Here is a 20398-nt window from a genome sequence, read left to right as displayed (position 1 = left end):
ATGTGGTCCACGGGTAGGTGGCGCCAGGATGACCCCCTGGCCGCGCTGAAGCTCCCCGACGTCACGAACATCCGCGACCTCCGCGACGAGGTCTCCCGCCGTACGGGGCGCGAGGTGGTCCTGCAGCCCCAAGAGCAGGCGCCGTCGGTCTGCGGGGCATGTGCGGTCCTGGAGGCCGTCATCTACGTGTTCTACGACCCGCGGACCAGCTGCCTGCATCAAGATCAGATCATCGCTCACGAGTTCATGCACCTGTTCCTCGGGCACCACGAGGCCCGCCCGCTGTCCGCTCTGGCGCCGGCGCTCATCACCACCATGGACCCGGCCATCGTGCAGATGATGCTGGGGCGGACCAAGTACGACGACGCAGAGGAGCACGAGACCGAGCTCCTCGCCTCGCTCCTCCAGCGCCGGATCATCGACCGGTGGCTGCGCAGCGACGAGTCTTCCGGCGACGAGGTCCAGGACCGCGTCGCCCACACCCTGCTGCGCAGGCGGGAGGCCCGACCGTGAAGGACCTGCTCCACCCGATCAGCCTCGTGGTCGCCATCCTCGGATTCCTCTGCCTCCTGAGAGATATCCCCGCCCGTCGCCGCGATCCCGCCACCACGGCCCTGGCCTCCGTCTTCCTGTTGTCGGGCCTATCGTTCCTGTTCTCCATCACGCCGATGTGGAACTACCTCGACCGCGTCCTGGGCACCGTGAACCTCTCTGTTCCCCTGGCCCAGGGCTGCGTGATCGCGCTGATCGCCTGCCAGCAGGTGGTTCTCACCTACTGGGGATCGCCCCCGGACATCGCCCGCAGGAGAGCGCGCGCCTGGCTCAGCGCCGGCCTCGCAGTGTTCGCGGGGCTGCTGGTGCTCTTCGCCCTGCTGACGCCGAGCGCACCGAGGCCGATCGACTTCACGTTGTACTACGCGCACGACAACATGTACGCCGCGTACCTGACCCTGTACGTCACCGCCTACACGATCGGCGAGGTGCTCCTTGCCCGCGGCTGCTGGCACCTGGCCCGGCGCAGTAAGCGCACCTCCGTCCGTGTCGGTCTGCGGGTCGTCGCCCTGGGCGCCATCGTCACCTTCGGATACAGCGGCGTGCGGACCGGCAACGTCATCGCGGGCGCCTTCGGCATCTCCCTCGCCGGCTGGGAGAACTTCGCCTGGACTTGCGGCGACGTCGGCGCCATGCTCACGCTGATCGGGTGGCTGGTGCCGACGATCACCGACCAGGCCAAGAACGTCCAGTACCGGTTCAGGCAGTACCTCAGCTACTACCGCCTGCGCCCCCTGTGGCTGGCCTTCTACAGCGAAGCCCCCGAGATCCGCCTGCCGGTCGACCGGGGCGACCCTGCCCAGAGCCGCCGCCTCCGCAGCATCGGGTTCAAGCTCTACCGACGGGCGGTCGAAATCCGCGACGGCCGCTTCATGATCCGTCAGTACCTCGAAACGGGCGTCCGTGAAAGCAGCGAAGCCCACCACAGGAGCCGAGGGCTCTCGGGTGAGGAACTGAACGCCGCTGTCACTGCCGACCAGATACTCGCCGGCATCGCCGCCCGCAAGACGGGCGAGCGCCCCCATCCCGACCGGCTCACCGACTTCGCCGATACCGCCCCCGAGACCAGCCGACCTATGGACGACATCGACGCCCTCCTCGCCGTCGCCCGCCACCTTCCCCATCAACGTGCCCGCACCCCCCACCCCGAGCGAGCCTTCGCATGACCGACCTGACCCGCCAGCCCGCGCACCTCCAACTGCGCGCCCTGGACCGCCGCGAGATCTCCAGCCGCGAGCTGCTCGACCTCCACCTCAACCGGATCGACGCCAGCACCATCAATGCCGTCATCACCCGCGACGACGACGTGGCCCGGCAAGCCGCTTACACCTCCGATGAGCGCCGGGCCCGCGGCGAGGCCAGCGGGGTCCTCGACGGCCTCCCGATCACCATCAAGGACAGCTTCGAAACGGCCGGCCTTCGCACAACCAGCGGAGCCCAGGAACTGGCGGACCACATCCCCGACCAGGACGCCGACGCTGTCGCGCGGCTCCGCCACCAAGGCGCGGTGATCATGGGCAAGACCAACACCCCCGCCTACTGCCAGGACCTCCACACCGACAACGCCCTCTTCGGCCCCACCCTCAACCCGCACGACCCAGCGCGGACGGTCGGCGGCTCCTCCGGTGGACCTGCCGCGGCGGTCGCCGCCCACCTCACCCCCGCCGACCTCGGCAGCGACCTTGCCGGCTCGCTGCGCCTGCCGGCCCACTACTGCGGCGTGTACGGACTGCGGCCGACACACGGACTCGTCCCGGCCCGCGGCCACGTTCCCCGGCCGCCGGGCTGGCTCACCAGCAGCGACATGGTCACGCCGGGCCCCCTGGCTCGCCACCCCGGAGACCTCGACCTGCTCCTCACCGCGCTCACCACACCGGCACCCGCCGAGGACACACCCTGGCACGTAGACCTGCCCACGGTCAGCAAGGGCATCGACGAACTGCGCATTGCGATCTGGGCCGAGGACCCGAACTGCCCCGTCGACCACGAGACCGCACAGGCCCTCATCACCGTTGAGAAGGCTCTGATCGCAGCCGGAGTCCTGGTCCGACACACGCCCGGACCTGTTGGCTTCGCCGACTCCACGCACCTGTTCGAACGGCTTCTGCACGCCACCGCGACGGCCACCACGAACGACGAAACCGCTGACACTGAGCTCGCGGCTGCACGACACCTGCGGGACGAGGACTCCAGCCCTCGCGCGATTTTTCTCCGCCACCGGACCCAAACCCACCGTTCCTGGCTGCGGGCGAACGAAGAACGCGCCCAACTCCGATCGGACTGGCAGCGGTTCTTCACGGAACACGACGTCCTCGTCACACCGGCCGCACCCACAGCCGCGATCCCGGCAGGCAGTCGCACCCTCGCGGTCGGCGGCCAGGAACAGAACTTCTTCGACCAGACCGGCTGGGCCAACCTCACCAGCCACATCGGCCTTCCTAGCCTGGTCGTACCAGTGACTACGACCACTCAGGGGCTGCCTATTGGCATTCAGATCATCGGTCGGCCGTATGCGGACCGCGTTCTGCTTGCGGTGGCGGACGGGCTGGCATCCCTGCTTTGTGTCTCTGAGTGAGAACGCAACCGTCGCCGCCAAAGAGCCGGTTGGGCCGCCACATGGTGCACGGCGGCGCAGGTCACGCCATGGCGCACAACCGTGTGGATCTGCTGGGCGGCCTGATCGCGGAAGCCGGCTTCGAGGTCGTCGAGCACGGTGACGTACGACCCTGGCTGTTCTACGTGCAGGCGACGCGAACGCGGTAGTGACAGGGCGCCGCCCCAGCCCTCATGATGAGTGGGTCATGACGACTTCAACCCATGTGTCCCGCCTGTGCCGTTCCGGTGGTGTACCGGCTCCGGCACGGATCGCGAGCGCCCGCGCGACCCTGTTCGCGGTGGCGGGCACGGTGCTCGCGGTCGCGGGGCACCATGTGGTGTTCGACGTGTCGCCGTCGTGGGGTGCCCGTGGGGTCCTGGCCGGACTCCTGTTCGCCGTGGCCTTTCCCGGCTCCGGGCAACCGAGCCAGTTCTCACGGCAGTTGATGCTTGCCGTTGGGGGGCAGGCGCTCGGGTTTTGCTGGTTCACCACGACCACACCACCCGCGTACGAGCGGCTGTCCGCGGCCTGGCCCTTCGTGATCGCCCATCTCGCCATGGCCGTCCTGCTTGCCGTCCTTCTGCACGGCGTTCAGGACGGCCGGATCGGTCTTCATCGGGTGGCGGGCGAACTGCATTCCCTGTGTGCCTGGTTGTGGCGCCTGCTGTTTCCGCGGGAAGGCGTCGAGGTCGATGTCGCGGCTCCTGAAGCGGCGCCCGTCTGTCACGTACCGGCCCGCGCTTCACCACGCGAGCCCGCGCTGGCCCACTGTGTTGTACGCCGAGGCCCCCCTCTCGGCGTATCGCTCACCGCTGCCTGAACGGCCGTAGACGGCCGGGCGGCGTTATGCGCGTTCGCGCACGCACCGGCTGACAGAGCACGTTCGCAGGCGGCTCGACGGGCTGCCATCTGGGGGGATTCATGTCCACGACGGTCGTCGTGATCGGGGCGGGCCCGTATGGCCTGTCCACCGCCGCGCATCTCAAGGCGCGCGGCCTGCACGTCAGGGTGTTCGGCTCGCCGATGGCGAGCTGGGCCGAGAACATGCCCGCGGGCATGCTGCTGAAGTCGCCGCCGAGCGCGTCGGTGCTGTGCGCACCGAAGCCCGGCTTCACGCTGGACGCCTATGCCCGGCAGACGGGGGAGTCGCGGCTGACCGGGCACGACCCGGTGCCGGTCGAGATGTTCGTGCGGTACGGGCGCTGGTTCGCCGAGCAGTTGGTGCCCGAGGTCGAGAACGTCCGGGTGCTGGGAGCCGACCGGCAGGCCGACGGATTCCACCTCAAGCTCGCCTCCGGTGAGGAGTTGCGGGCCTCCACCGTGGTGGTCGCCAGCGGAATGGACGGCTTCGCGTACGTCCCCGAACCGCTGGCCGCCCTCGCTCCGGAAGGGCTCGTCTCGCACAGCTCCCAGCACGCCGACCTCGCTGAGTTCGCCGGGCAGGACGTTGTCGTGGTGGGGGCCGGCCAGTCGGCACAGGAGGGTGCGGCGCTGTTGAGTGAGGCCGGGGCGATGGTGCAACTGCTCGTGCGTGGCAGGCGGCTGGTGTTCGGCGCGGCTCCGACTCCTCCACCGCACTGGCAGCCGGACACGGGGCTGGGCCGGTCCTGGGGGTTGTACGGCATCGTCCGCCACGCGGCGGCCTTCCGCTTCCTGCCCGCGGCCACCCGGCTGCGGCTCGTGAAGCGGGTACTGGGGCCGTTCGGCTCCTGGTGGCTCAAGCCGCGCCTGGAGGGCGTGGTGCCCGTCCACCTTGGGCGGCACATCACCGGGGCCGCACGGAACGGCGACGGGGTCACCGTCACCACCCGGGACACCGACGGGCGGATCCACACCCTTGAGACCGGTCACGTCCTGGCTGCCACCGGCTACCAGGTGCGGCTCGACGCGCTGGACTTCCTCGCCCCCGAACTGCGCGCCGAGCTGACCCGCACCGCCGGCTTCCCGCACCTCGACGCCGGGCTTCAGTCGTCCGTGTCCGGCCTGTACTTCACCGGGATCCAGGCGGCGGCGACGTTCGGGCCGCTGCTGCGCTTCACCTGCGGTACGGAGTTTGCGGCACCGCGGCTGGCGGCGGCCGTGGCGGCGAGGAGCTGAGAGGCAGGGCGGTCAGCAGATCGGGGCCTGGGGGACGGCAGGACTGGATGCTGGAGGGCGAGGGCTTCCGGTCGAAACGGGAGCACCTGCCGGACTTGCAGCGGCTCGTGGTGGCGGTGGACCCGGCGACCAAGAGCCACGAGAACGCGGACATGACCGCCTTCACCGTGGCCGGGCGCGAGTATCCGGTGGAGTCGCTGTACGGCGATGACCGGCCGAGCGGGTACCTGCTGCACTGCGAGCAGGACCGGTACATGCCGACGCAGGCAATGAAGCGGGCCGTGGCGCTGTACCACGAGCACCAGGCGGACTGCGTGGTGATCGAGGCCAACAACGGCGGCGACTACCTGCCAGCCCTGCTGGAGCAGGTGGACCCGACTGTGAACTGGCGATCGTTCACGCCACGCGCGTCAAGCGGGCTCGGGCGGCCCCGGCGGCGCAGTTGTACGAGCAGGCCCGAATACACCGCGTGGGGTCGGCTCGGACGTTCGCAGAGCTGGAAGAGCAGATGACCACCTTCGTCGGCCTGGGCGAAACGGAAGACTCCCCGGACCTGCTGGACTCGGCGGTGTGGGCGCTGTGGGACCTGTTCCTCGACCCCACGATGCCGCCTCCGCGCACCGGGGATGACCACCGGCTGAGTGGCCGCCGATGAGCGGAGCTCGATGATTCCGCCCAAGTTTGCCGTGATCGCTGTACTCGGTGCTGGCCTCCGGCGCAGCCGACGCGATGCGCAGCGTGTGCTGGTTGGCGCTAGGCCCGGCCGCCGGACGTGCGGGGGTCGTCCGTTCGGCCCGCCCGCGGTGGCCGTCCGCCGATGTGCCTCACAGAGTGGGGAGAGGTGTGCCCGGCCGAAGAGAGGGCGGGCGGCCGCGAGCGAGGAGAAAGCAGCGTATGACCAGCCAGAACGTCATGGCGGACCGATTCCCCACTGCCGACGAAGCCCAGGCGCTCGTCTCGAGCTGGTCGCCTGACCAGCTCATCGACAGCGGGGAAGTCGATCTCCGCCTGAGTCGGATGATGGCGGACGTACTGCACGCAGGGCCGCCCGGGGGCTTCCCCTTGGCACCCACACCCCACCCCGGTCTGGCCACCGGTCCGGCGGGTGCCGCAGATGGCGCGCAGAGCCTGGCCGCGGGCGCGCCTTTCATGCCGGCGCCCATGCCGGTGGAGCAGGTACGCGGCCTGGTTACCCGGCTGGTGCGGGCAGCGCAGCGGGTGCGCAAGGACCATCGGCAGTTGACCCAGGCTGAGCGGGACCTCTTCAACGACGCATTGCAGCAGGCCCACGGCATGCGGGAGTACAAGGAGCTTGTGGACGCCCACATGGACATGGGCCACCGGCACCACGGCGCGATGCCCGGCATGCCTCCGTCCGCCGCGCAGCGTTTCCTGCCCTGGCACCGCGCCTACGGCCTCAAGTTCGAGGACCTGCTCCGCACCGTCCGGCCTGCGGTCACCATTCCGTACTGGGACTACGCGAATGACCACGCCCGTCCCGACTGGGTGTGGCAGCCCCCCGGCGTGAGCCGTCCGACGCCCGGTACCGACCCGGACGGAAACCCGACAGCGTCCCTTCCGACGCAGGCGACCGTCGACAGCCTCCTGGTGCGCCCCACTTACACCGCCTTCACGTTCGCCAGCGCTGCGGGCGGCAGCATCGTGCCCGGCCTGGAATTCGTCGCCCACAACCACGTGCACGACTGGTGTCAGGGGACCTTGGGCAACCCGATGATCGCGGCGGAGGACCCGATCTTCTTCCTGCTCCACGCCAACGTGGACCGGATCTGGGATCAGTGGCAACTGACCCACAGCGGCGGCCCCAGCGTCACCGGCGTCGACGCCGGACTGGACCCCTGGTGGTCGCAGGCGGCTGGCGGCCTCACCACCGACGACGTCAAGGACATCACCGTCCTGGGCTACTCCTACCAGTAGGCGTGGCTGATCGGCACGGCAGCGTATGACGCCTGCCAACGCAGGACGCCCCGGGCCGGAAGGCCCGGGGCGTCCTGTTGAGGTGCTTCTGACAAGCCTGGTGGCTCCTGGATGGGCGAGGGCGGCCGGCCCCGCCCACGTGGTTGGGACGTCAGCTCGCCCAGATCACGAAGGTGATCACCGACTTGCCGCCGCCGAAGTTGCGGACGTAGGTGTCACCGTGCGCGGAGTGTGCCACGCGCTTGCCCCAGCTCGCCTTGTCGTTGCCGACCTGTGGTGCGGCCGCGGACTGGTTGACCGTGCTGGTGGAGTCGAGGTGGGCGTAGATGGTCGCCAGCTCGTCGTAGTCGTGCGGGTTGGGGTGGAGGTTGCTGGGCGGGCCGTCGGGGGTGTTGGTGTAGTCCATGCAGGTGCCCAGGTTGGGGTTGGTCTGGGTCGTGTCCTGGTGGTCGAGGCCGAAGGTGTGACCGACCTCCTGGCACGTCACCATGGTTCTCCACGACGGTGTGTTGTACGTCGTCGTGTTGAAGTACGTGTCGTTGAGCTTGACCGTTCCCGAGCTGATGTGGTTGCCGCCGGTCGTCGATATCGAGGCGAGGCCCAGCCAGCCGTTGTTGCCGTAGGTTCTGTTGCACACCTCGACGCGGCCGGTGGTGGCCCGGCAGCTGTTGTTGGACTGGCCGGTCACGATGGTGGTGTCGAGGACCTGGGACGTGGACCAGTCGGACGAGGCGGTGCTCAGGTAGCTCTTCCAGGTCGAGCTGAGGTTGTCACCGAGCTTGAGGGTGAAGGGGTTGGACGTTCGGGCCCAGTGGTAGCTGCCCCAGGAGTGGTTGGCCTGGGCGGAGGTGCTGAACGTCAGAGTGGCGGCGGCCGCGGCGGTGACGGCGGCGAGCAGCTTCATGCGCACGAGGGGTCTCCTCAGTGGTTGGGGATGAAAGCCACACGCGACCCCGGATGAGCCCCTTCGTCGTCGGCGCAGCCAGGATCGCGAACTACCGTGCAGGTGTTGCGTTGGTGACTGACCGTTCGACCGGACGGCATGCGACACGGGCATGCCAGTGGGGCTCCAGTCGATCAGAGGGATCAACCGCTAAGTAGATTAGGGGAGCAATCCTAGATTTGTCATGCACGCGGCTCCCGAAATTCACCACCGCTTCGACTGCGGAGAAGTGCCTGCTGCTCCGAGAGCGGAGTGGCGCCGCTCGGTTACCGGCCTGGCGTCCTGGCGCCGTCCCCGGAGCCGTTGCCGAACCGGACGCCGCTGGAGGGCAGTTCCGGCGTGTGGCTGATCTGTGCCCCGGCGTCAGCGGATGATCGGTCCGCTCAACGCGTCGAGTACTGGCCCTCCCGCCAGGCCGAGTCCGAGTGAGACCGCCGCGGCGCCGTACGCGACGTAGCGCGCCGCGCGGTCACCCTCGGCAGGTCCCGGTGTCCCGGTCCGGGAGACGGCGGGCACGATCCAGCGCAGGTAGTAGAAAAGTGAGGCCACGGTGTTGACGGCGGCCAGGACGGCGAGCCAGGCGTAGCCGCCCTCGAGCGCGGCGCTGAATACCTCGAGTTTGCCGAGGAAGACCGCCGTCGGCGGGGTGCCGACCAGGCCCAGCAGGCAGATGACGAGGCTTGCGGCGAGCAGTGGGCGCTCCTTGGCGAGTCCCCGGTAGTCGTCCAGCGTGTGCGCGCGGGGGAGCGCGCAGACCACGGCGAACGCGCCGAGGTTGGTGACCGTGTAGGCCGCGAGGTAGTACAGCAGTGCCTGTTGGGCGAGGTCGGAGCGGCCGGCTACCGCCACGGGCATGAGCAGGTATCCGACCTGGCTGATCGTCGAGTAGGCGAGCAGCCGTTTGGTGTCCTGCTGGAAGAACGCGCCCAGGTTGCCGAGCGTCATCGACGCGGCCGAGAGGACGGCGACGAGCGCGGGCCATGGCAGCGTGCTGTCTGCGAACACAACGTCGCCGAGGCGGAACAGCGCGGCCAGTGCTCCGATCTTCGGAATGGTGGTGAGCAGTGCGGCCACCGGCGGGCTGCTGCCCTGCACGGCGTCCGGCACCCAGAAGTGCGCGGGCACGCCTCCGGCTTTGAACAGCACGCCCGCCAGCAACCCGATGGCTCCGGCGGCGAGCAGCGCCTTGGGCGCGTCGCGGAACGCTTCCCCGAGCATCGGATAGCCGGTGGCGCGCCCGGCCGCGTACAGGACGGTGATCCCGGCCAGCATCAGTACGCCCAACAGGGCGCCGACGACGTAGTACTTGAGGGCCGCCTCGGTGCCCGGGCCGTCCTTGCGGAAGCCGGCGAGAGTATAGGCGGGGATGCTCGCCAGCAGGTAGCCGGCAGCGAGCAGCAGCAGGTCCTGGGTGCCCGCCATCATCAGCGCGCCGAGGGACGCCAGTTGCACCAGGACGTAGAACTCGCTCTCGCGGGCGTCCCCTCGCAGTGGGCGGAAGGAGACAGCGAGGACCAGGAGAGTGCCGCCGAGGACGACGATCCTGGACGTACTCGTGACCGGGTCGACGGCGAAGGCCTCGCCGAAGGCGGTGGTGGAGGGCTCCGCTGCGGCTACCGACGCCGCGACGATCCCCGCCACACATGCGATGACCGCCAACATCCCCACCAGCCACTGACGGGCACGCGGCAGCCAGGAGCCCAGCAGCAGGCCGAACACCGCCGACGCGGCAAGGAGCACCTCGGGCAGTAGGTCGAGTGGGTTCTCGTTCATCTCGGTCATCGGGCGAGCAGCTCCAGGACGGAGCGCGAGGCCGGCTCGATGACGTCGAGCAGGAAGCGTGGTGCCACGCCGAGCACGACGGCCAGGACGAGCAGCGGTACGACGGCGAGGTTCTCGTGCGCGCGCATGTCCGGGAAGGCGCGTGGGGTGCCCGGGGCGTCGGGCAGGCGCAGCGGCCCCGTGAGGATCTGCCGCAGCGCCCGCAGGAAGAGCCCGGCCGTGAGCAGGATGCCGAGTACCGAGAGCGCGGTGGCGACCGGCCGTGGTCCGAGACTTCCGGTGAAGATCTGGAACTCGGCGATGAAGCCGGAGAACCCGGGCAGACCGAGCGAGGCGAAGGCCGCGACGCCGGTCATGGCCGCGAACACGGGGGCCGCACCCGCGACTCCCGAGTAGGAGGTCATGTCGTACGTCCGTCCACGCTCGTACAGCACCCCGGCGAGCAGGAACAGCGCGCCGGTGAGCAGCCCGTGGCTGACCATCTGTGTCACCGCCCCGGTGACGGCCAGGGAGCGGGCCTGCTCGGAGCTGTCCGCGGTCGCAGCGGCCGCGCCGACTGCGAGGACGATGTAGCCCATGTGGTTGACGGAGGTGTAGGCGACCATCCGTTTGAAGTCGGTCTGCGCGAGGGCGACCAGGGCACCGTGCAGGACGGACACGACGCCGACGACCACCAGCACCAGAGCGTAACGGCGCCAGGACTCGGGGAGCATCGGCATGGCGATGCGGATGAAACCGTAGGTGCCCATCTTCAGCAGCACCCCGGCCAGGATCGCCGAACCGGCGGCCGGCGCTTCGACATGGGCCGGCGGCAACCATGTGTGGAACGGCACCGTCGGAGTCTTCACCGCCAGACCCACCACCACGGCCAGCAGGACGAGGCCGCCGTAGACGGAGCGTCCGGCGAGCGGGTTCTGCCGGGCCAGTTCGACCATGTCGAAGGTGTGCGGGGACGCGGCGAGGTACAGGCCGATGAAGCCGAGCAGCAGGGCGAGCGAGCCGATGAACGTGTACAGGAAGAACTTCAGCGCGGCGTGGGCCGCCTGCCGATGGCCCCAGCCGGCGATGACGAAGTACATCGCCACGATGGACAGGTCGAAGAAGACGAAGAAGAGGATCAGGTCCAGGGCCGCGAACAGACCGAGGCATGTGGTCTCGAGGAAGAGGAACAGGGCGGCGAATTCGCGGATACGACGGTTCTCGCGCAGTGAGTAGAGGGCGCAGGCCAGGAACAGCAGGCAGGTGAGGGCAAGCAGCGGGAGCGACAGGCCGTCGACGCCGACGTGGTAGCCGACGCCTGCGCTGGGGATCCAGCGGGCGCGTTCCTCGTACTGCATTCCGCCGCCGGTTTCGTATCCGGCCCACATCACGATGACGAGAGTGAGTTCGATGGCCGACACCGCCACCCAGATACCGCGGAAGAACGCCGGAGTCGTCCGTCGGGGCAGGACGAAGAGCAGCAGTGCGACGGCCGTGGGCGCGAAGACGAGGGCGGTCAGCATACGGGTCACCTCACGAGGACGAGCACGACGGCGAGGACGGTGAAGGCCGCGACGGCCTGGGCGAGGTACTGGTGCAGCTGCCCGGTCTGCGGGCGACGGGCCCAGCGGCCGAGCGTGCGAGTCCCGGACGCGACCCCCGACACCGTGCCGTCCATGGCCCGTTCGACGACTCGGTTCGTCCAGCGGGCGAACCGCACGGCGGATGCGGCCGAGCCGTCGACGGCACGGTCCAGGACGCGGTCGTCGACCGCGGCGGCGGCCCGCGCGAGCCGCAACACAGGAGCGACCAGGAGGACGTCGGCAGCGCGCTCCAGCAACAGCCAGTCCGCGAACCCGGATTTGGCCCGGGCGGGCACGGGCAGGGGGCGCGTGCCCCAGAGCCAGGTGACCGCGGCCGCCAGCAGAGCAAGAGCCCCGGAGAGCGCGAACTCCCAGATATGAGGCTCGGGCTGACCGGAATGGGCCAGTACCCGCCCGAGACTGTCCCGCAGCGGCGGGAACGCAACCGGCGTCAGCGCGACACACGCCAGCGCCAGCAGCACCAGGGGCCCCACGGCACCGACCGGGACGCGGCGCGCGTCGGGCCGCGGCACCGCCGGGCGCCAGACGAACCACAGGGCCTTGGCACTGTAGACCGCCGACAACACGGCGGCGGACAACGCGACGCCGTACAACCAGCCACTGGTCTCCAACGCCCCCGCGAGCAGCACATCCTTGGCAGCCCACAGCGACAGAGGCGGCAACCCGGCCAAGGAAAGCGCGCCCACCGTGAAGGCCAGGCCCGCGATGCGATGGTGGCGTGCGGCGCCCAGCAGTTCGGGGAGTCGTTGCGTGGCGAGGGCGGTCAGCCAGGCCCCGGCGGTCAGGAACAGCAGGCTCTTCGCGGCCGCGTGGGTGAGGAGTTGTAGGGTGCCACCGGTGGTCGCGCCGGTCCCGGCGGCCAGCACCATGAAGCCGATCTGGGCGCACGTCGACGCGGCGAGCAGCTGCTTGAGGTCGCTCTGGGCCACCGCGACCAACCCGAGGCAGAGCGCGGTGGCGGCGCCGGCCCAGGCCACGAGGTCGTCGCCCCAGCCGGAGGCGTCCAGCAACGGCCCGGTCCGCAGCAGCAGATACGCCCCCGCGATGACCATCGTCGCCGAGTGCAGCAGCGCGGAGACCGGGCTCGGGCCCTGCATCGCCTTCGACAGCCAAAAACTGAAGGGCAGTTGGGCGGACTTGCCAAACGCGGCGACGACGAGCCCCGCCGTGACGAACGACAGCCACGGGTCGTCCGCGCGGGCCAGCCCGTCGAGGGAGAGCGTGGTGTCCCGACCGCTCGCCAGAGCCGCGCCCGCCGCCAGATACAGGCCCAGATCCGCGGTACGGGTGGTGAGGAACGCGGTGTCGGCCGCGCTCGTGCGCACTGGATCCCGCCACCAGTAGCCGATCAGCGCCCACGAGGTGGCGCCCATGACCTCCCAGCCCATCAGCAGGACCGGCAGGGTCGCGGCCGTGACCGTGACCAGCATGCTCCCGGCGAACAGCAGCATCAGCCCGAAGAAGCGGGCTCGAGCTTCGTCCGCCCCGAACTCGGCCGCGCTGAACAGGAGTACGGCGAGGGTGACCACGGTGACCGTCACGACCAGCAGACCGGACAGTCCGTCCACGGCCAGGCGGACCGGTAGACCGTCGAGAAGCGGCGCCTGTACGGACGTATGCCGGAAGGCCACCGCGATGGCGAGACCCGTCGCGGCCGCCGAAACGGCCAGAGCCACGCCGGGGGCCGCACGGTTGGCCCTGTGTCCCGCCACCAGCAGCAGGACGCCGGCCCCGAGCGGTACGGCGACCAGCGCCCACAGCAGGCCGCTCACTCCTTCATCTCCGCCGCCATGTCGGTCATGTCGATCTCCCTCGACCGGAACAGGGCGGTGACCACGGCGAATCCGATCGCCATCTCCAGGGCCATCGCCGTGACAGCTACGACGATCAGCACCTGGCCGTCGGCGGTCGCTGGGGCGATGTAGTGCCAGACGGTGCCGGCGGCCAGGATCACCCCGCCCAGCATCAGTTCCAGGCCCATCATCAGCATCACGATCGACTGCTGGGTGAGGGCGCCGAACAGCCCGACGCAGAACAGTGCGGCGGCCAGCAGCAGGAAAAGCTCCAGACTCATCGGCCGACACCGCCTCGTACCGGATCGTCCGGGCGCCGCGCCCGCAGGTCGTCGCCGAGCCGGTCGTAGCGTCCCCGGCGGGTGGCCAGGAGGACGGTGGCCACGATCGTCGCGAACAGCGCCATGCCGAGTGTCATCATGGTGAGCATCTGCGGGCCCATGAGGGACATGCCGAGATCCATGGTCGGGTCCTTGGGGGGCCTGCCCCTGCGACCGGGCCAGGGAGCGAGGAGGATCCCGGCGGCCAGCAGTGCGAACAGCAGCCCGCACACCACGGCCGCGCCCTTCTTGTTGTGCATCATCGTCATCGGCATGAGCCCGGCCGGGTTCATCATGTACATCACCATGAAGACGGCCATGATGGCCATCTCGATCGTCATCATCAGCACGATGACGATGCCGAGATAGTCGAGCCCGAGCAGCACGACGAGGCCGCCCACGCACAGCAGCGAGGTCAGCAGGGAGAACGTCGCGCGGGCCATGGAGTCGAAGCGGAACACCATCGCGCCGCTGACGATCGCGAGGACCGCCAGTACCCAGAAGACGGCGACTTCCATTTACGCCCGACACCTCGCTCTCGTCATCGGTTCAGGACCACGACCGCCACGACCAGCGCCTGGAGGATGGCCAACGGGGTCAACACGACCCAGGTCAGCTCCAGATAGCGGTCCATGCGCAGGGTCGGAATCCTGCGGCGGATCCAGATCAGGAAGACCAGTACGACCACGGTCTTGAGTACCGTCCACGCCCAGCCGGGCAGCACAGGCCCGTGGCCGCCGCCCAGGAACAACGGCACGCTGAAGGACGCCGCGACGACCAGCAGCAGCCACCGGCCGCCGAGGAACAACACACGGTCGACGCCCGACAGCTCGGCGGCCGCGCCACCGGCCAGGTCTGCTCCGGCGGGCTGGTCGAACGGGCCCCAGAACGCCATTGCCATGGCGCTGAGCAGGTAGATCCCGAAGGCGGCCGGCATCCACAGGGCGAACCACAACCCCGCTTGGGCGTCGACGACTTCACCGACCCGTAGCGATTCCGCCCCGAGTGCGGCGGTGGTGATCGCGAGCATGTGGGGAAGCTCGTACGCCAGGCCCTGAGCGAGGAACCGGTAGCCGCCGATGAGCGAGAGCGCCGAGTTCGGGCCCCAGCCCGCCAGCCACACTGCGGCCCAGGCCAACGCCTCCATCGCGTTGAACCAGACGATCCCCTCCGGCAGATCGCTCACCGACCGGAAGCCCAGCGGCAGGACGACGGCTGCCAGCGTGGCGGCGACGGGCAGGAGAGCGGTTCCGATCCGTGTCAGCGGCACATCGGACGCCCGCGTCCGACGCGGCTGTTGGACGAGGTGGCGCAGCGCCTCGCGGCCGGGCCGTGAGGCACGGACGGCGGTCTCCCGCAGGGACGCGGACCGCCCGTTGCGAGCCCCGGCTGCCAGAACCGCATCGAGACCGGCCACCACCACGGCCACCACGATCAGCAGCGTGGGCAGTACGAATATCGCCCACAGCGGTGTGCGCTCAGCCATGGACCATCCCCGCTGCTGATACATGAGTCAGCTCGTCGAGATCCGGGTCGAGGCTCGCGACGATGATCCGCGCACACGCGAACTCGGCGCCGCCGAGCAGTCCCGGCAGGACGTCCAACAGAGCCCGCGAGCCGGGCACCGCACCCAGGACGTGACCGCGGGGGCCGACCACTTGGGCCGCGTCCAGGACCTCCACGCCGTCGACCGCTGCCGCGTTCCACCCGACCGCGTCGAGCCACACGAGCATGCGGTCGTGAGCGTCCCCGTCGGCGATCAGCGCGGGGCCGGTGACACCGTGCCGCCGGGCCTGCTCGGCAGGCAGCGGTCCCAGACCTGCGGTCAGCCAGCGCAGCGTCCGCGAACGCTCGGCCCGACGGATCAAGGGACGTACGAGCGACGAGAGTTCGGCTGCCGCGTCGCCTGTGAGAGCGCGATCACGCACGTATCCGGCACGAGCCGCCATGTCGGCCCACCCTGCCACCGCGAAAAACCTGGCCAGACTGTCCAGATGCGCGGCACACAGCCGTCGTGCCGCGTCACCTTTCGGAATCCGTTCGCCCGCGGCGGCGTGGAGGAACGGTTCGTTCCAGAAAGGCGGTTGTGGGGACGGGGGAGTCGGCACCTGCTCCACGGTCGCCTCTTGGACGATGTCGCCCTGCAGAGTGAGCCGTAGCACCAGACCCGAGGGCCAGTCGGCGAGAGCCGGCCCCAGCGGGATGTGCAGTCGGTCCAGGCGCAGCTCGTCGCGGTCATCGGCTCGGTCCGCCATGGGGAGTCCGTCCACGACTCCCATGTCATGTCCCGCGTGGTCGCCGTGGCCCCCGTGCATGTCGTGCTCGCCGTGCCCCGCATGCCCTCCGTGGCCGTCATAGTTCTCGTGTCCACCGTCGTCGTGCTGGCCGCCATGGCCCTGCGGCTGACCGTGGTCTCCGTGTGCGCCATGCCCGTCGGGGTGGCCTTCGCTGTGCTGGCCGTGTTCGGCATGGCCGTCGTGTGCGCTCTGGCCCATGTGTTGGGTGGGAGTGCCGCCATGGGCGTGCTGGGCATGTCCGCCGGTGTGATCGTGTGTCTCGTGAGCGGTGTGATCGGGATGGCGCGGATGGGGAGTGTCACCGTGTTCGCCGTGACCGTTTCGGTCCTCGTGCGAACCATGGTCTTCGTGCGAACCATGGTTTTCGTGTCCGACGTGCGCGGCGTGGCCACCCTCGACACCGTGCGCCTCATGGTCGCTATGGGATTCCTGACCGTCAGGCCCGCTGTTCCGGCCACTCGCCACCGCCACTGGACGCACACCGCGTCCAAGTTCGGCCAGCCCGCGATCGAGTAGGCCGGCGGCCTGCTCCGCATCCGTGATCTGGACCCGCGCCTTGGGCGCCGGAATGCCGCCCCACACGTTCTCGACCCAGTCGCTCCCGTCGACACCGAGATCACCCAGGAGCACGAGGAGATCCGCGTCCGCCGGCACCGTAACGCAGGGCCAGCCCCGCCGCACCAACTCGGCCTCGACCACGAGCCGTTCCCGCGTCGCCCCCGGGACCACGACCAGCAGGACTCCAGGCCGAGACACCGCCGCCCGTACCATCCCGGGCCTCAACTCCACCGGAACGCCCCCTCGCGCCAGGCGTAGCCGACACCCGCCAGCAGGATGCCCAGGAAGAGGAACATCTCGACGACCGCGCTCGTACCGACCGCCGAGACCACCTTCGTCCACGGGTACATGAACAGCATCTCCATGTCGAAGGCGAGGAAGACCATCGTGACCGGGTACCAGCGCACGTGGAACCGGGACAGGGCGTGTTCCTCCGGTTCGAGGCCTCCGCTGAAGGGGCCGGTCCGCAGCGGTTCACGGATTGCTCGCAGCGCGATCGAGACGGCGTGCAGGAGAACGACCGCCGCGACGATGAGTACGAAGAGCACCAGTACTGGCTGCCAGTCGGATCTCTCCACGCGGTCCCTTCCCGTAATGGGCCCTCACCCGGTTACCGCCGTGACGCATCATGCCAAGCACACGCTGGCGGAGGAATGCGCGACACCGCGATCAGCGTCCGTTCCTTCTTCAGTGCCCAGGAGGCGGCGGCCGATGCGCCTCAGCCGACCTCGATGCGCTGCTCCATGCCAAGCCCTTTGTGGCCGCCCACGGGGCAGTACAGCTCATAGCTGCCCTTCTGGAGCGTCACGGTCACTGTCGCCTTCTCGCCGCCCTGGATCGTCCTGGTCTCGGCCTCCGACACACCGGGTCCCTCGACCTCCAGAGCATGCGCGGCCCGGCCGGCGTTGTCGGCCGTGAAGGTGTACGTGCCTGGCGCGAAGGAGGTGCGAGACAACTTCAGCGCGTATTCGGTCTCGGTGACGGTCACCTGCGTCGCGAGTTCGGTCTTGGTCGCGCCGCCCGATTCGTTCGCCTGGCCGCCTCCGTCCCCGCCGTTGGAGCAGGCTGCCAGGACAAGAGCGCCGGAGAACGCCAGCGCCGTCGTGCGGAGTGCGAGTCGTGTCGAGATCGCCATATGGCTCATCCCCTTCGGAGCCCGCTTGCGAGCCGCCGGGCTTGTCTCTGTCTGCCACGAGAGGCCCTCTATGGGAGATACGGATGTATGGTCCGCCTTGTTCAGGGGCGGATCGTGCCTTCGGTTACGACTTCGCGTCCATGACGCCCGCCCGCCAGAGCCCGATGACGGCCGCCAGGGTGCCGCCCGCCAGGTAGAACACGGAATGGCCGCCGGGGAGCACTTCGAGCTCGCTGAACTCCTCGATCCAGTTCACCACGACGACCGCGATGCTCAGCCAGAACAGAGACCAGCCGAAGATCCGGTTCGGCACGGACCGGGTGTGCAGCTTTCCGACCTTGAGTTTGTTGTGCCTGATGCTGTTGTTGCCACTCATGCGCTCGCCTTCTCTGCTTCGGCGGCGTCCGCCACGGCGTCAGTCGCTGAGATGTCCTCCACGCCCGGGCGCCGCCGGGCCGAAACCACCAGGTACGTGACGGCGCCGGCGAACACGACGATCGATGTCCAGTCGTTGAGTCGCAGGCCCCAAAAGTGGTGGGCCTCGTCGATGCGCAGGTACTCGATCCAGAACCGGCCGACGGTATAAGCGGCCACGTAGAGGGCGAAGGTCCGCCCGTGGCCCAGGGCGAAGCGCGCACCCGCCCAGATGACCAGTACCGCGACGCCGACGTCCCACAGCGACTCGTAGAGGAAGGTGGGGTGGAACGTCGCCACGTCCATGTAGCCCTCCGGTCGCTTGTCCGGGGAGATCTCCAGGCCCCACGGAAGCGTGGTCGGCTGCCCGAAGAGCTCCTGGTTGAACCAGTTCCCCCAGCGCCCGATCGCCTGCGCGAGCGCGATACCCGGCGCGACCACGTCCGCGTACGCCGGGAACGGGACACCGTGCCGACGGCATCCGATCCAGGCACCGAAGCCGCCAAGCGCGATGGCGCCCCAGATGCCGAGGCCGCCCTCCCAGACGTACAGAGCCTTGATGGGCTCGCCGCCTGCGCCGAAGTATGTGTCAGGGCTGGTGATCACGTGGTAGAGGCGGCCACCGATGATCCCGAAGGGCACGGCCCAGATGGCGATGTCGGCGATCGTCTCCTTCTTGCCGCCGCGTGCCACCCAGCGCCGTGTGCCGAGCCAGACGGCGACGAATACGCCCAGGATGATGCAGAAGGCGTACGCCCTCAGCGGGATCGGCCCCAGGTGAAGTACCCCGGTAGAGGGGCTGGGCAGTGCGGCGAGTTCCATACCGTCACTATAGAAGAGTCAGCTAAGTAGATTAGTAAATAGCTGGTCATGCTCAGGCGTGGAAATGGGGCTCTGAGGTGCGGTTGCGGCGTGCCGCGAGCGACGCAGTGAGAGGGCCAGGCCGACCAGAATGGCGCACCCGGCAGCACCTCGGGCCACACGCCGAGCCAATCGGACAGGCCGAGCCCGTAAGAGAGGGGCACGCGCTCGACCAGGTGGCCGCCACGCCAGGTCCCCAGCCGGTCCATGACACGCCCGTCCGGCGCGACGACGGCGCTGATTCCGCTCGTCGACGCCAGCGCGACGGCCCGGCCGTACTCGATCGCGCGGATCCGGGTCATCGCGAGCTGCTGCTCGGACTGCCCGGCTTGCAGGCCGCGCTCGTACGTCGCGTTGTTGGTCTGGACGACGAGGAGGTTGGCACCTGCCTCTAAGGTGTCGCAGAACCGGTCGTCGTACGCGATCTCGTAGCAGATCACGTCACCGAGCCGCACCCGCCTGGCCGCCAGCGGGGCCGTCGAGGTGCCCGGCAGGAGGTCGCGGGGATCAGCTGGAGGGCGCCGACGCCGCCCAGAAGCGAGCGGGCCGGGATGTACTCGCCGAAGGGGACGAGCTGGCGCTTGGCGTATGAGGAAACCGGGCCCTGGCCGGGCAGCCACAGCTGATCGGCGTTGTGGGCCCGGCGGCCGGGAGCTTCCAGCATCACGCCGATCGGGAGCGGGCTTTCCAGTTCCCGGACCGAATCGGCGACCGGGGAGCCGAGCTCCGGACTGCGTCCCGGATCGCCATCGAGGGAGTTCTCCGGCCACAGGACGACGGCCGGAGGCGGGACCTCGCCCCGGTGTACGGCGTCGGCCAGGGCCCTGGTTTCGCGGGCGTGGTTCTCCGCGACGCCGCGCACCGGGCCTGCTCTCCCAGCGTGCGCTCGCGGTCGACGTTGCCGGGACGACGGCGACCACGGCGTTCGGTCCTGATGTCTCCGGGCCGGAGAGGGTGAGCGGCGCCGTGACCAGGGCGGCCATGCCGGGACATACGACCGTGCCGACTGTTCGGCGGCCACCCCGCCTGGGCGTCACGCCGTACACCGGCAGTGACCCCAGGGATGCGACGACGAAGGAGAGGGCTGGGCCGCCACCGACAGCGGCCCAGCCGGCATGAAGGGCATCCGCCTGCGCGAACGCGAGCCGTCCCCAGGGGAAGCCGCCGAGCGGAGCCCGGCTGCGGACCCCCTCCAGGGCCACTCACCGCGGTGCGCAGCGGCCAGCCCGGCAGTGAGAGCAGGCGGGGAGCAGTGTCGCGGCGAGCGCGACGAACAGGGTTTGGACCGCCATGAGGGCGAGCCAGGGCAGTACGCCGAGGTTCGTTAGCCAGACGATCAGCGGGGCGAAGAGGGCCGTACCGAAGATGGGCGCCCGCGGTGAAGGCGGACCTGACGCGGCGGTCGTGGACCGCCAGGATCAGAAGGGCTGGGCCTAGCGGAGCCAGGAACGACAAGCCGACCGGCGGGAACGTGGCGTAGAGGAGGAGGCCGCCAGTGGCAGCGGCCGTCCAGGATCGGAGCGTGGCCGGGC

At 69.5% G+C, this 20398-nt stretch carries 21 protein-coding genes; 8 read left to right on the top strand and 13 right to left on the bottom strand.

Annotated features, from left to right (window positions below; all coding sequences use genetic code 11):
• The 7 genes from OHS71_RS08955 to OHS71_RS08925 all read left to right on the top strand — a co-directional run bounded on the left by OHS71_RS08955 (position 1) and on the right by OHS71_RS08925 (position 7180).
• Positions 1–513 (top strand): hypothetical protein, encoded by a 513-nt coding sequence (locus OHS71_RS08955; RefSeq protein WP_328478598.1) that lies wholly within the window; start codon positions 1–3, stop codon positions 511–513.
• Complete coding sequence (locus tag OHS71_RS08950) at positions 510–1718, top strand: MAB_1171c family putative transporter (RefSeq protein ID WP_328478596.1); 1209 nt, start codon at positions 510–512, stop codon at positions 1716–1718. The genes OHS71_RS08955 and OHS71_RS08950 overlap by 4 nt, the downstream gene beginning before the upstream one ends.
• Entirely contained in the window at positions 1715–3127 is a 1413-nt protein-coding gene (locus OHS71_RS08945; RefSeq protein WP_328478594.1) for an amidase family protein, read from the top strand. The genes OHS71_RS08950 and OHS71_RS08945 overlap by 4 nt, the downstream gene beginning before the upstream one ends.
• 319 nt (positions 3128–3446) lie before the next feature.
• A complete protein-coding gene (locus tag OHS71_RS08940; RefSeq protein WP_328478592.1) occupies positions 3447–3968 on the top strand; it encodes a hypothetical protein in 522 nt (173 codons plus the stop codon).
• A 101-nt stretch (positions 3969–4069) separates the two neighbouring features.
• Complete coding sequence (locus OHS71_RS08935) at positions 4070–5245, top strand: NAD(P)-binding domain-containing protein (RefSeq protein ID WP_328478590.1); 1176 nt, start codon at positions 4070–4072, stop codon at positions 5243–5245.
• Positions 5246–5480: 235 nt separating this feature from the next.
• A complete protein-coding gene (locus OHS71_RS08930) occupies positions 5481–5900 on the top strand; it encodes a phage terminase large subunit family protein (RefSeq protein ID WP_328484448.1) in 420 nt (139 codons plus the stop codon).
• 239 nt (positions 5901–6139) lie between these two features.
• Positions 6140–7180 (top strand): tyrosinase family protein, encoded by a 1041-nt coding sequence (locus tag OHS71_RS08925; RefSeq protein WP_328478588.1) that lies wholly within the window; start codon positions 6140–6142, stop codon positions 7178–7180.
• A gap of 151 nt (positions 7181–7331) precedes the next feature.
• On the opposite strand, the gene OHS71_RS08920 is transcribed toward OHS71_RS08925, so the two are convergent.
• From OHS71_RS08920 to OHS71_RS08885, 8 genes are all read right to left on the bottom strand, one after another.
• Positions 7332–8090: a hypothetical protein gene (locus OHS71_RS08920; protein WP_328478586.1), complete on the bottom strand. Its 759-nt coding sequence runs from the start codon at positions 8088–8090 to the stop codon at positions 7332–7334.
• Between the two features lie 396 nt (positions 8091–8486).
• Positions 8487–9905 carry an NADH-quinone oxidoreductase subunit N gene (locus OHS71_RS08915; RefSeq protein ID WP_328478584.1) on the bottom strand — a complete coding sequence of 473 codons (1419 nt, stop codon included), beginning with the start codon at positions 9903–9905 and terminating at the stop codon, positions 8487–8489.
• A complete protein-coding gene (locus OHS71_RS08910) occupies positions 9902–11407 on the bottom strand; it encodes a complex I subunit 4 family protein (protein ID WP_328478582.1) in 1506 nt (501 codons plus the stop codon). Before OHS71_RS08910 ends, OHS71_RS08915 begins: the two co-directional genes overlap by 4 nt.
• Before the next feature lie 5 nt (positions 11408–11412).
• Complete coding sequence (locus OHS71_RS08905) at positions 11413–13260, bottom strand: NADH-quinone oxidoreductase subunit 5 family protein (RefSeq protein WP_328478580.1); 1848 nt, start codon at positions 13258–13260, stop codon at positions 11413–11415.
• A complete protein-coding gene (locus tag OHS71_RS08900) occupies positions 13257–13562 on the bottom strand; it encodes an NADH-quinone oxidoreductase subunit NuoK (protein WP_328478578.1) in 306 nt (101 codons plus the stop codon). Before OHS71_RS08900 ends, OHS71_RS08905 begins: the two co-directional genes overlap by 4 nt.
• On the bottom strand, positions 13559–14119 hold the full coding sequence (locus tag OHS71_RS08895) for an NADH-quinone oxidoreductase subunit J (RefSeq protein WP_328478576.1): 561 nt from the start codon (positions 14117–14119) through the stop codon (positions 13559–13561). The genes OHS71_RS08900 and OHS71_RS08895 overlap by 4 nt, the downstream gene beginning before the upstream one ends.
• A 23-nt stretch (positions 14120–14142) precedes the next feature.
• The gene (locus tag OHS71_RS08890) at positions 14143–15087 is read right to left on the bottom strand and encodes an NADH-quinone oxidoreductase subunit H (RefSeq protein ID WP_328478574.1); all 945 of its coding nucleotides are present in this window, start codon (positions 15085–15087) and stop codon (positions 14143–14145) included.
• Positions 15080–15856, bottom strand: coding sequence for a hypothetical protein (locus OHS71_RS08885; RefSeq protein ID WP_328478572.1), 777 nt, complete (start codon positions 15854–15856; stop codon positions 15080–15082). Before OHS71_RS08885 ends, OHS71_RS08890 begins: the two co-directional genes overlap by 8 nt.
• Before the next feature lie 27 nt (positions 15857–15883).
• Here OHS71_RS08885 and OHS71_RS08880 point away from each other — a divergent pair, with 27 nt between their 5' ends.
• Positions 15884–16414 carry a hypothetical protein gene (locus OHS71_RS08880; RefSeq protein ID WP_328478570.1) on the top strand — a complete coding sequence of 177 codons (531 nt, stop codon included), beginning with the start codon at positions 15884–15886 and terminating at the stop codon, positions 16412–16414.
• A gap of 263 nt (positions 16415–16677) precedes the next feature.
• Here OHS71_RS08880 and OHS71_RS08875 read toward each other — a convergent pair whose 3' ends face one another.
• From OHS71_RS08875 to OHS71_RS41300, 5 genes are all read right to left on the bottom strand, one after another.
• The gene (locus OHS71_RS08875) at positions 16678–17034 is read right to left on the bottom strand and encodes an NADH-quinone oxidoreductase subunit A (protein ID WP_328478568.1); all 357 of its coding nucleotides are present in this window, start codon (positions 17032–17034) and stop codon (positions 16678–16680) included.
• Positions 17035–17174: 140 nt separating this feature from the next.
• Positions 17175–17591, bottom strand: a complete 417-nt coding sequence (locus OHS71_RS08870; protein ID WP_328478566.1) for a plastocyanin/azurin family copper-binding protein — start codon at positions 17589–17591, stop codon at positions 17175–17177.
• Between the two features lie 124 nt (positions 17592–17715).
• Positions 17716–17967 carry a hypothetical protein gene (locus OHS71_RS08865; protein ID WP_328478564.1) on the bottom strand — a complete coding sequence of 84 codons (252 nt, stop codon included), beginning with the start codon at positions 17965–17967 and terminating at the stop codon, positions 17716–17718.
• Positions 17964–18827: a prolipoprotein diacylglyceryl transferase gene (gene lgt, locus OHS71_RS08860; protein ID WP_328478562.1), complete on the bottom strand. Its 864-nt coding sequence runs from the start codon at positions 18825–18827 to the stop codon at positions 17964–17966. Before lgt ends, OHS71_RS08865 begins: the two co-directional genes overlap by 4 nt.
• The gene (locus OHS71_RS41300) at positions 18764–20068 is read right to left on the bottom strand and encodes a nitrilase-related carbon-nitrogen hydrolase (RefSeq protein ID WP_443046886.1); all 1305 of its coding nucleotides are present in this window, start codon (positions 20066–20068) and stop codon (positions 18764–18766) included. Before OHS71_RS41300 ends, lgt begins: the two co-directional genes overlap by 64 nt.
• Positions 20069–20398 lie beyond the last annotated feature (330 nt).

It is taken from the genome of Streptomyces sp. NBC_00377, from assembly GCF_036075115.1.
GTDB lineage: Bacteria > Actinomycetota > Actinomycetes > Streptomycetales > Streptomycetaceae > Streptomyces.
This window is presented reverse-complemented; position numbering and strand designations above follow the sequence as displayed.

Excerpts from the sequence above, each read along its gene's own strand:
- lgt (WP_328478562.1), bottom strand. The coding sequence starts at position 18,827 with ATGGAACTCGCCGCACTGCCCAGCCCCTCTACCGGGGTACTTCACCTG.
- OHS71_RS08890 (WP_328478574.1), bottom strand. The coding sequence starts at position 15,087 with ATGGCTGAGCGCACACCGCTGTGGGCGATATTCGTACTGCCCACGCTG.
- OHS71_RS08865 (WP_328478564.1), bottom strand. The coding sequence starts at position 17,967 with ATGAGTGGCAACAACAGCATCAGGCACAACAAACTCAAGGTCGGAAAG.
- OHS71_RS08880 (WP_328478570.1), top strand. The coding sequence starts at position 15,884 with ATGTCCCGCGTGGTCGCCGTGGCCCCCGTGCATGTCGTGCTCGCCGTG.
- OHS71_RS08955 (WP_328478598.1), top strand. The coding sequence starts at position 1 with ATGTGGTCCACGGGTAGGTGGCGCCAGGATGACCCCCTGGCCGCGCTG.
- OHS71_RS08900 (WP_328478578.1), bottom strand. The coding sequence starts at position 13,562 with ATGAGTCTGGAGCTTTTCCTGCTGCTGGCCGCCGCACTGTTCTGCGTC.
- OHS71_RS08910 (WP_328478582.1), bottom strand. The coding sequence starts at position 11,407 with ATGCTGACCGCCCTCGTCTTCGCGCCCACGGCCGTCGCACTGCTGCTC.
- OHS71_RS08935 (WP_328478590.1), top strand. The coding sequence starts at position 4,070 with ATGTCCACGACGGTCGTCGTGATCGGGGCGGGCCCGTATGGCCTGTCC.
- OHS71_RS08915 (WP_328478584.1), bottom strand. The coding sequence starts at position 9,905 with ATGACCGAGATGAACGAGAACCCACTCGACCTACTGCCCGAGGTGCTC.
- OHS71_RS08895 (WP_328478576.1), bottom strand. The coding sequence starts at position 14,119 with ATGGAAGTCGCCGTCTTCTGGGTACTGGCGGTCCTCGCGATCGTCAGC.
- OHS71_RS08945 (WP_328478594.1), top strand. The coding sequence starts at position 1,715 with ATGACCGACCTGACCCGCCAGCCCGCGCACCTCCAACTGCGCGCCCTG.
- OHS71_RS08885 (WP_328478572.1), bottom strand. The coding sequence starts at position 15,856 with ATGGCGGACCGAGCCGATGACCGCGACGAGCTGCGCCTGGACCGACTG.
- OHS71_RS08870 (WP_328478566.1), bottom strand. The coding sequence starts at position 17,591 with ATGGCGATCTCGACACGACTCGCACTCCGCACGACGGCGCTGGCGTTC.
- OHS71_RS08925 (WP_328478588.1), top strand. The coding sequence starts at position 6,140 with ATGACCAGCCAGAACGTCATGGCGGACCGATTCCCCACTGCCGACGAA.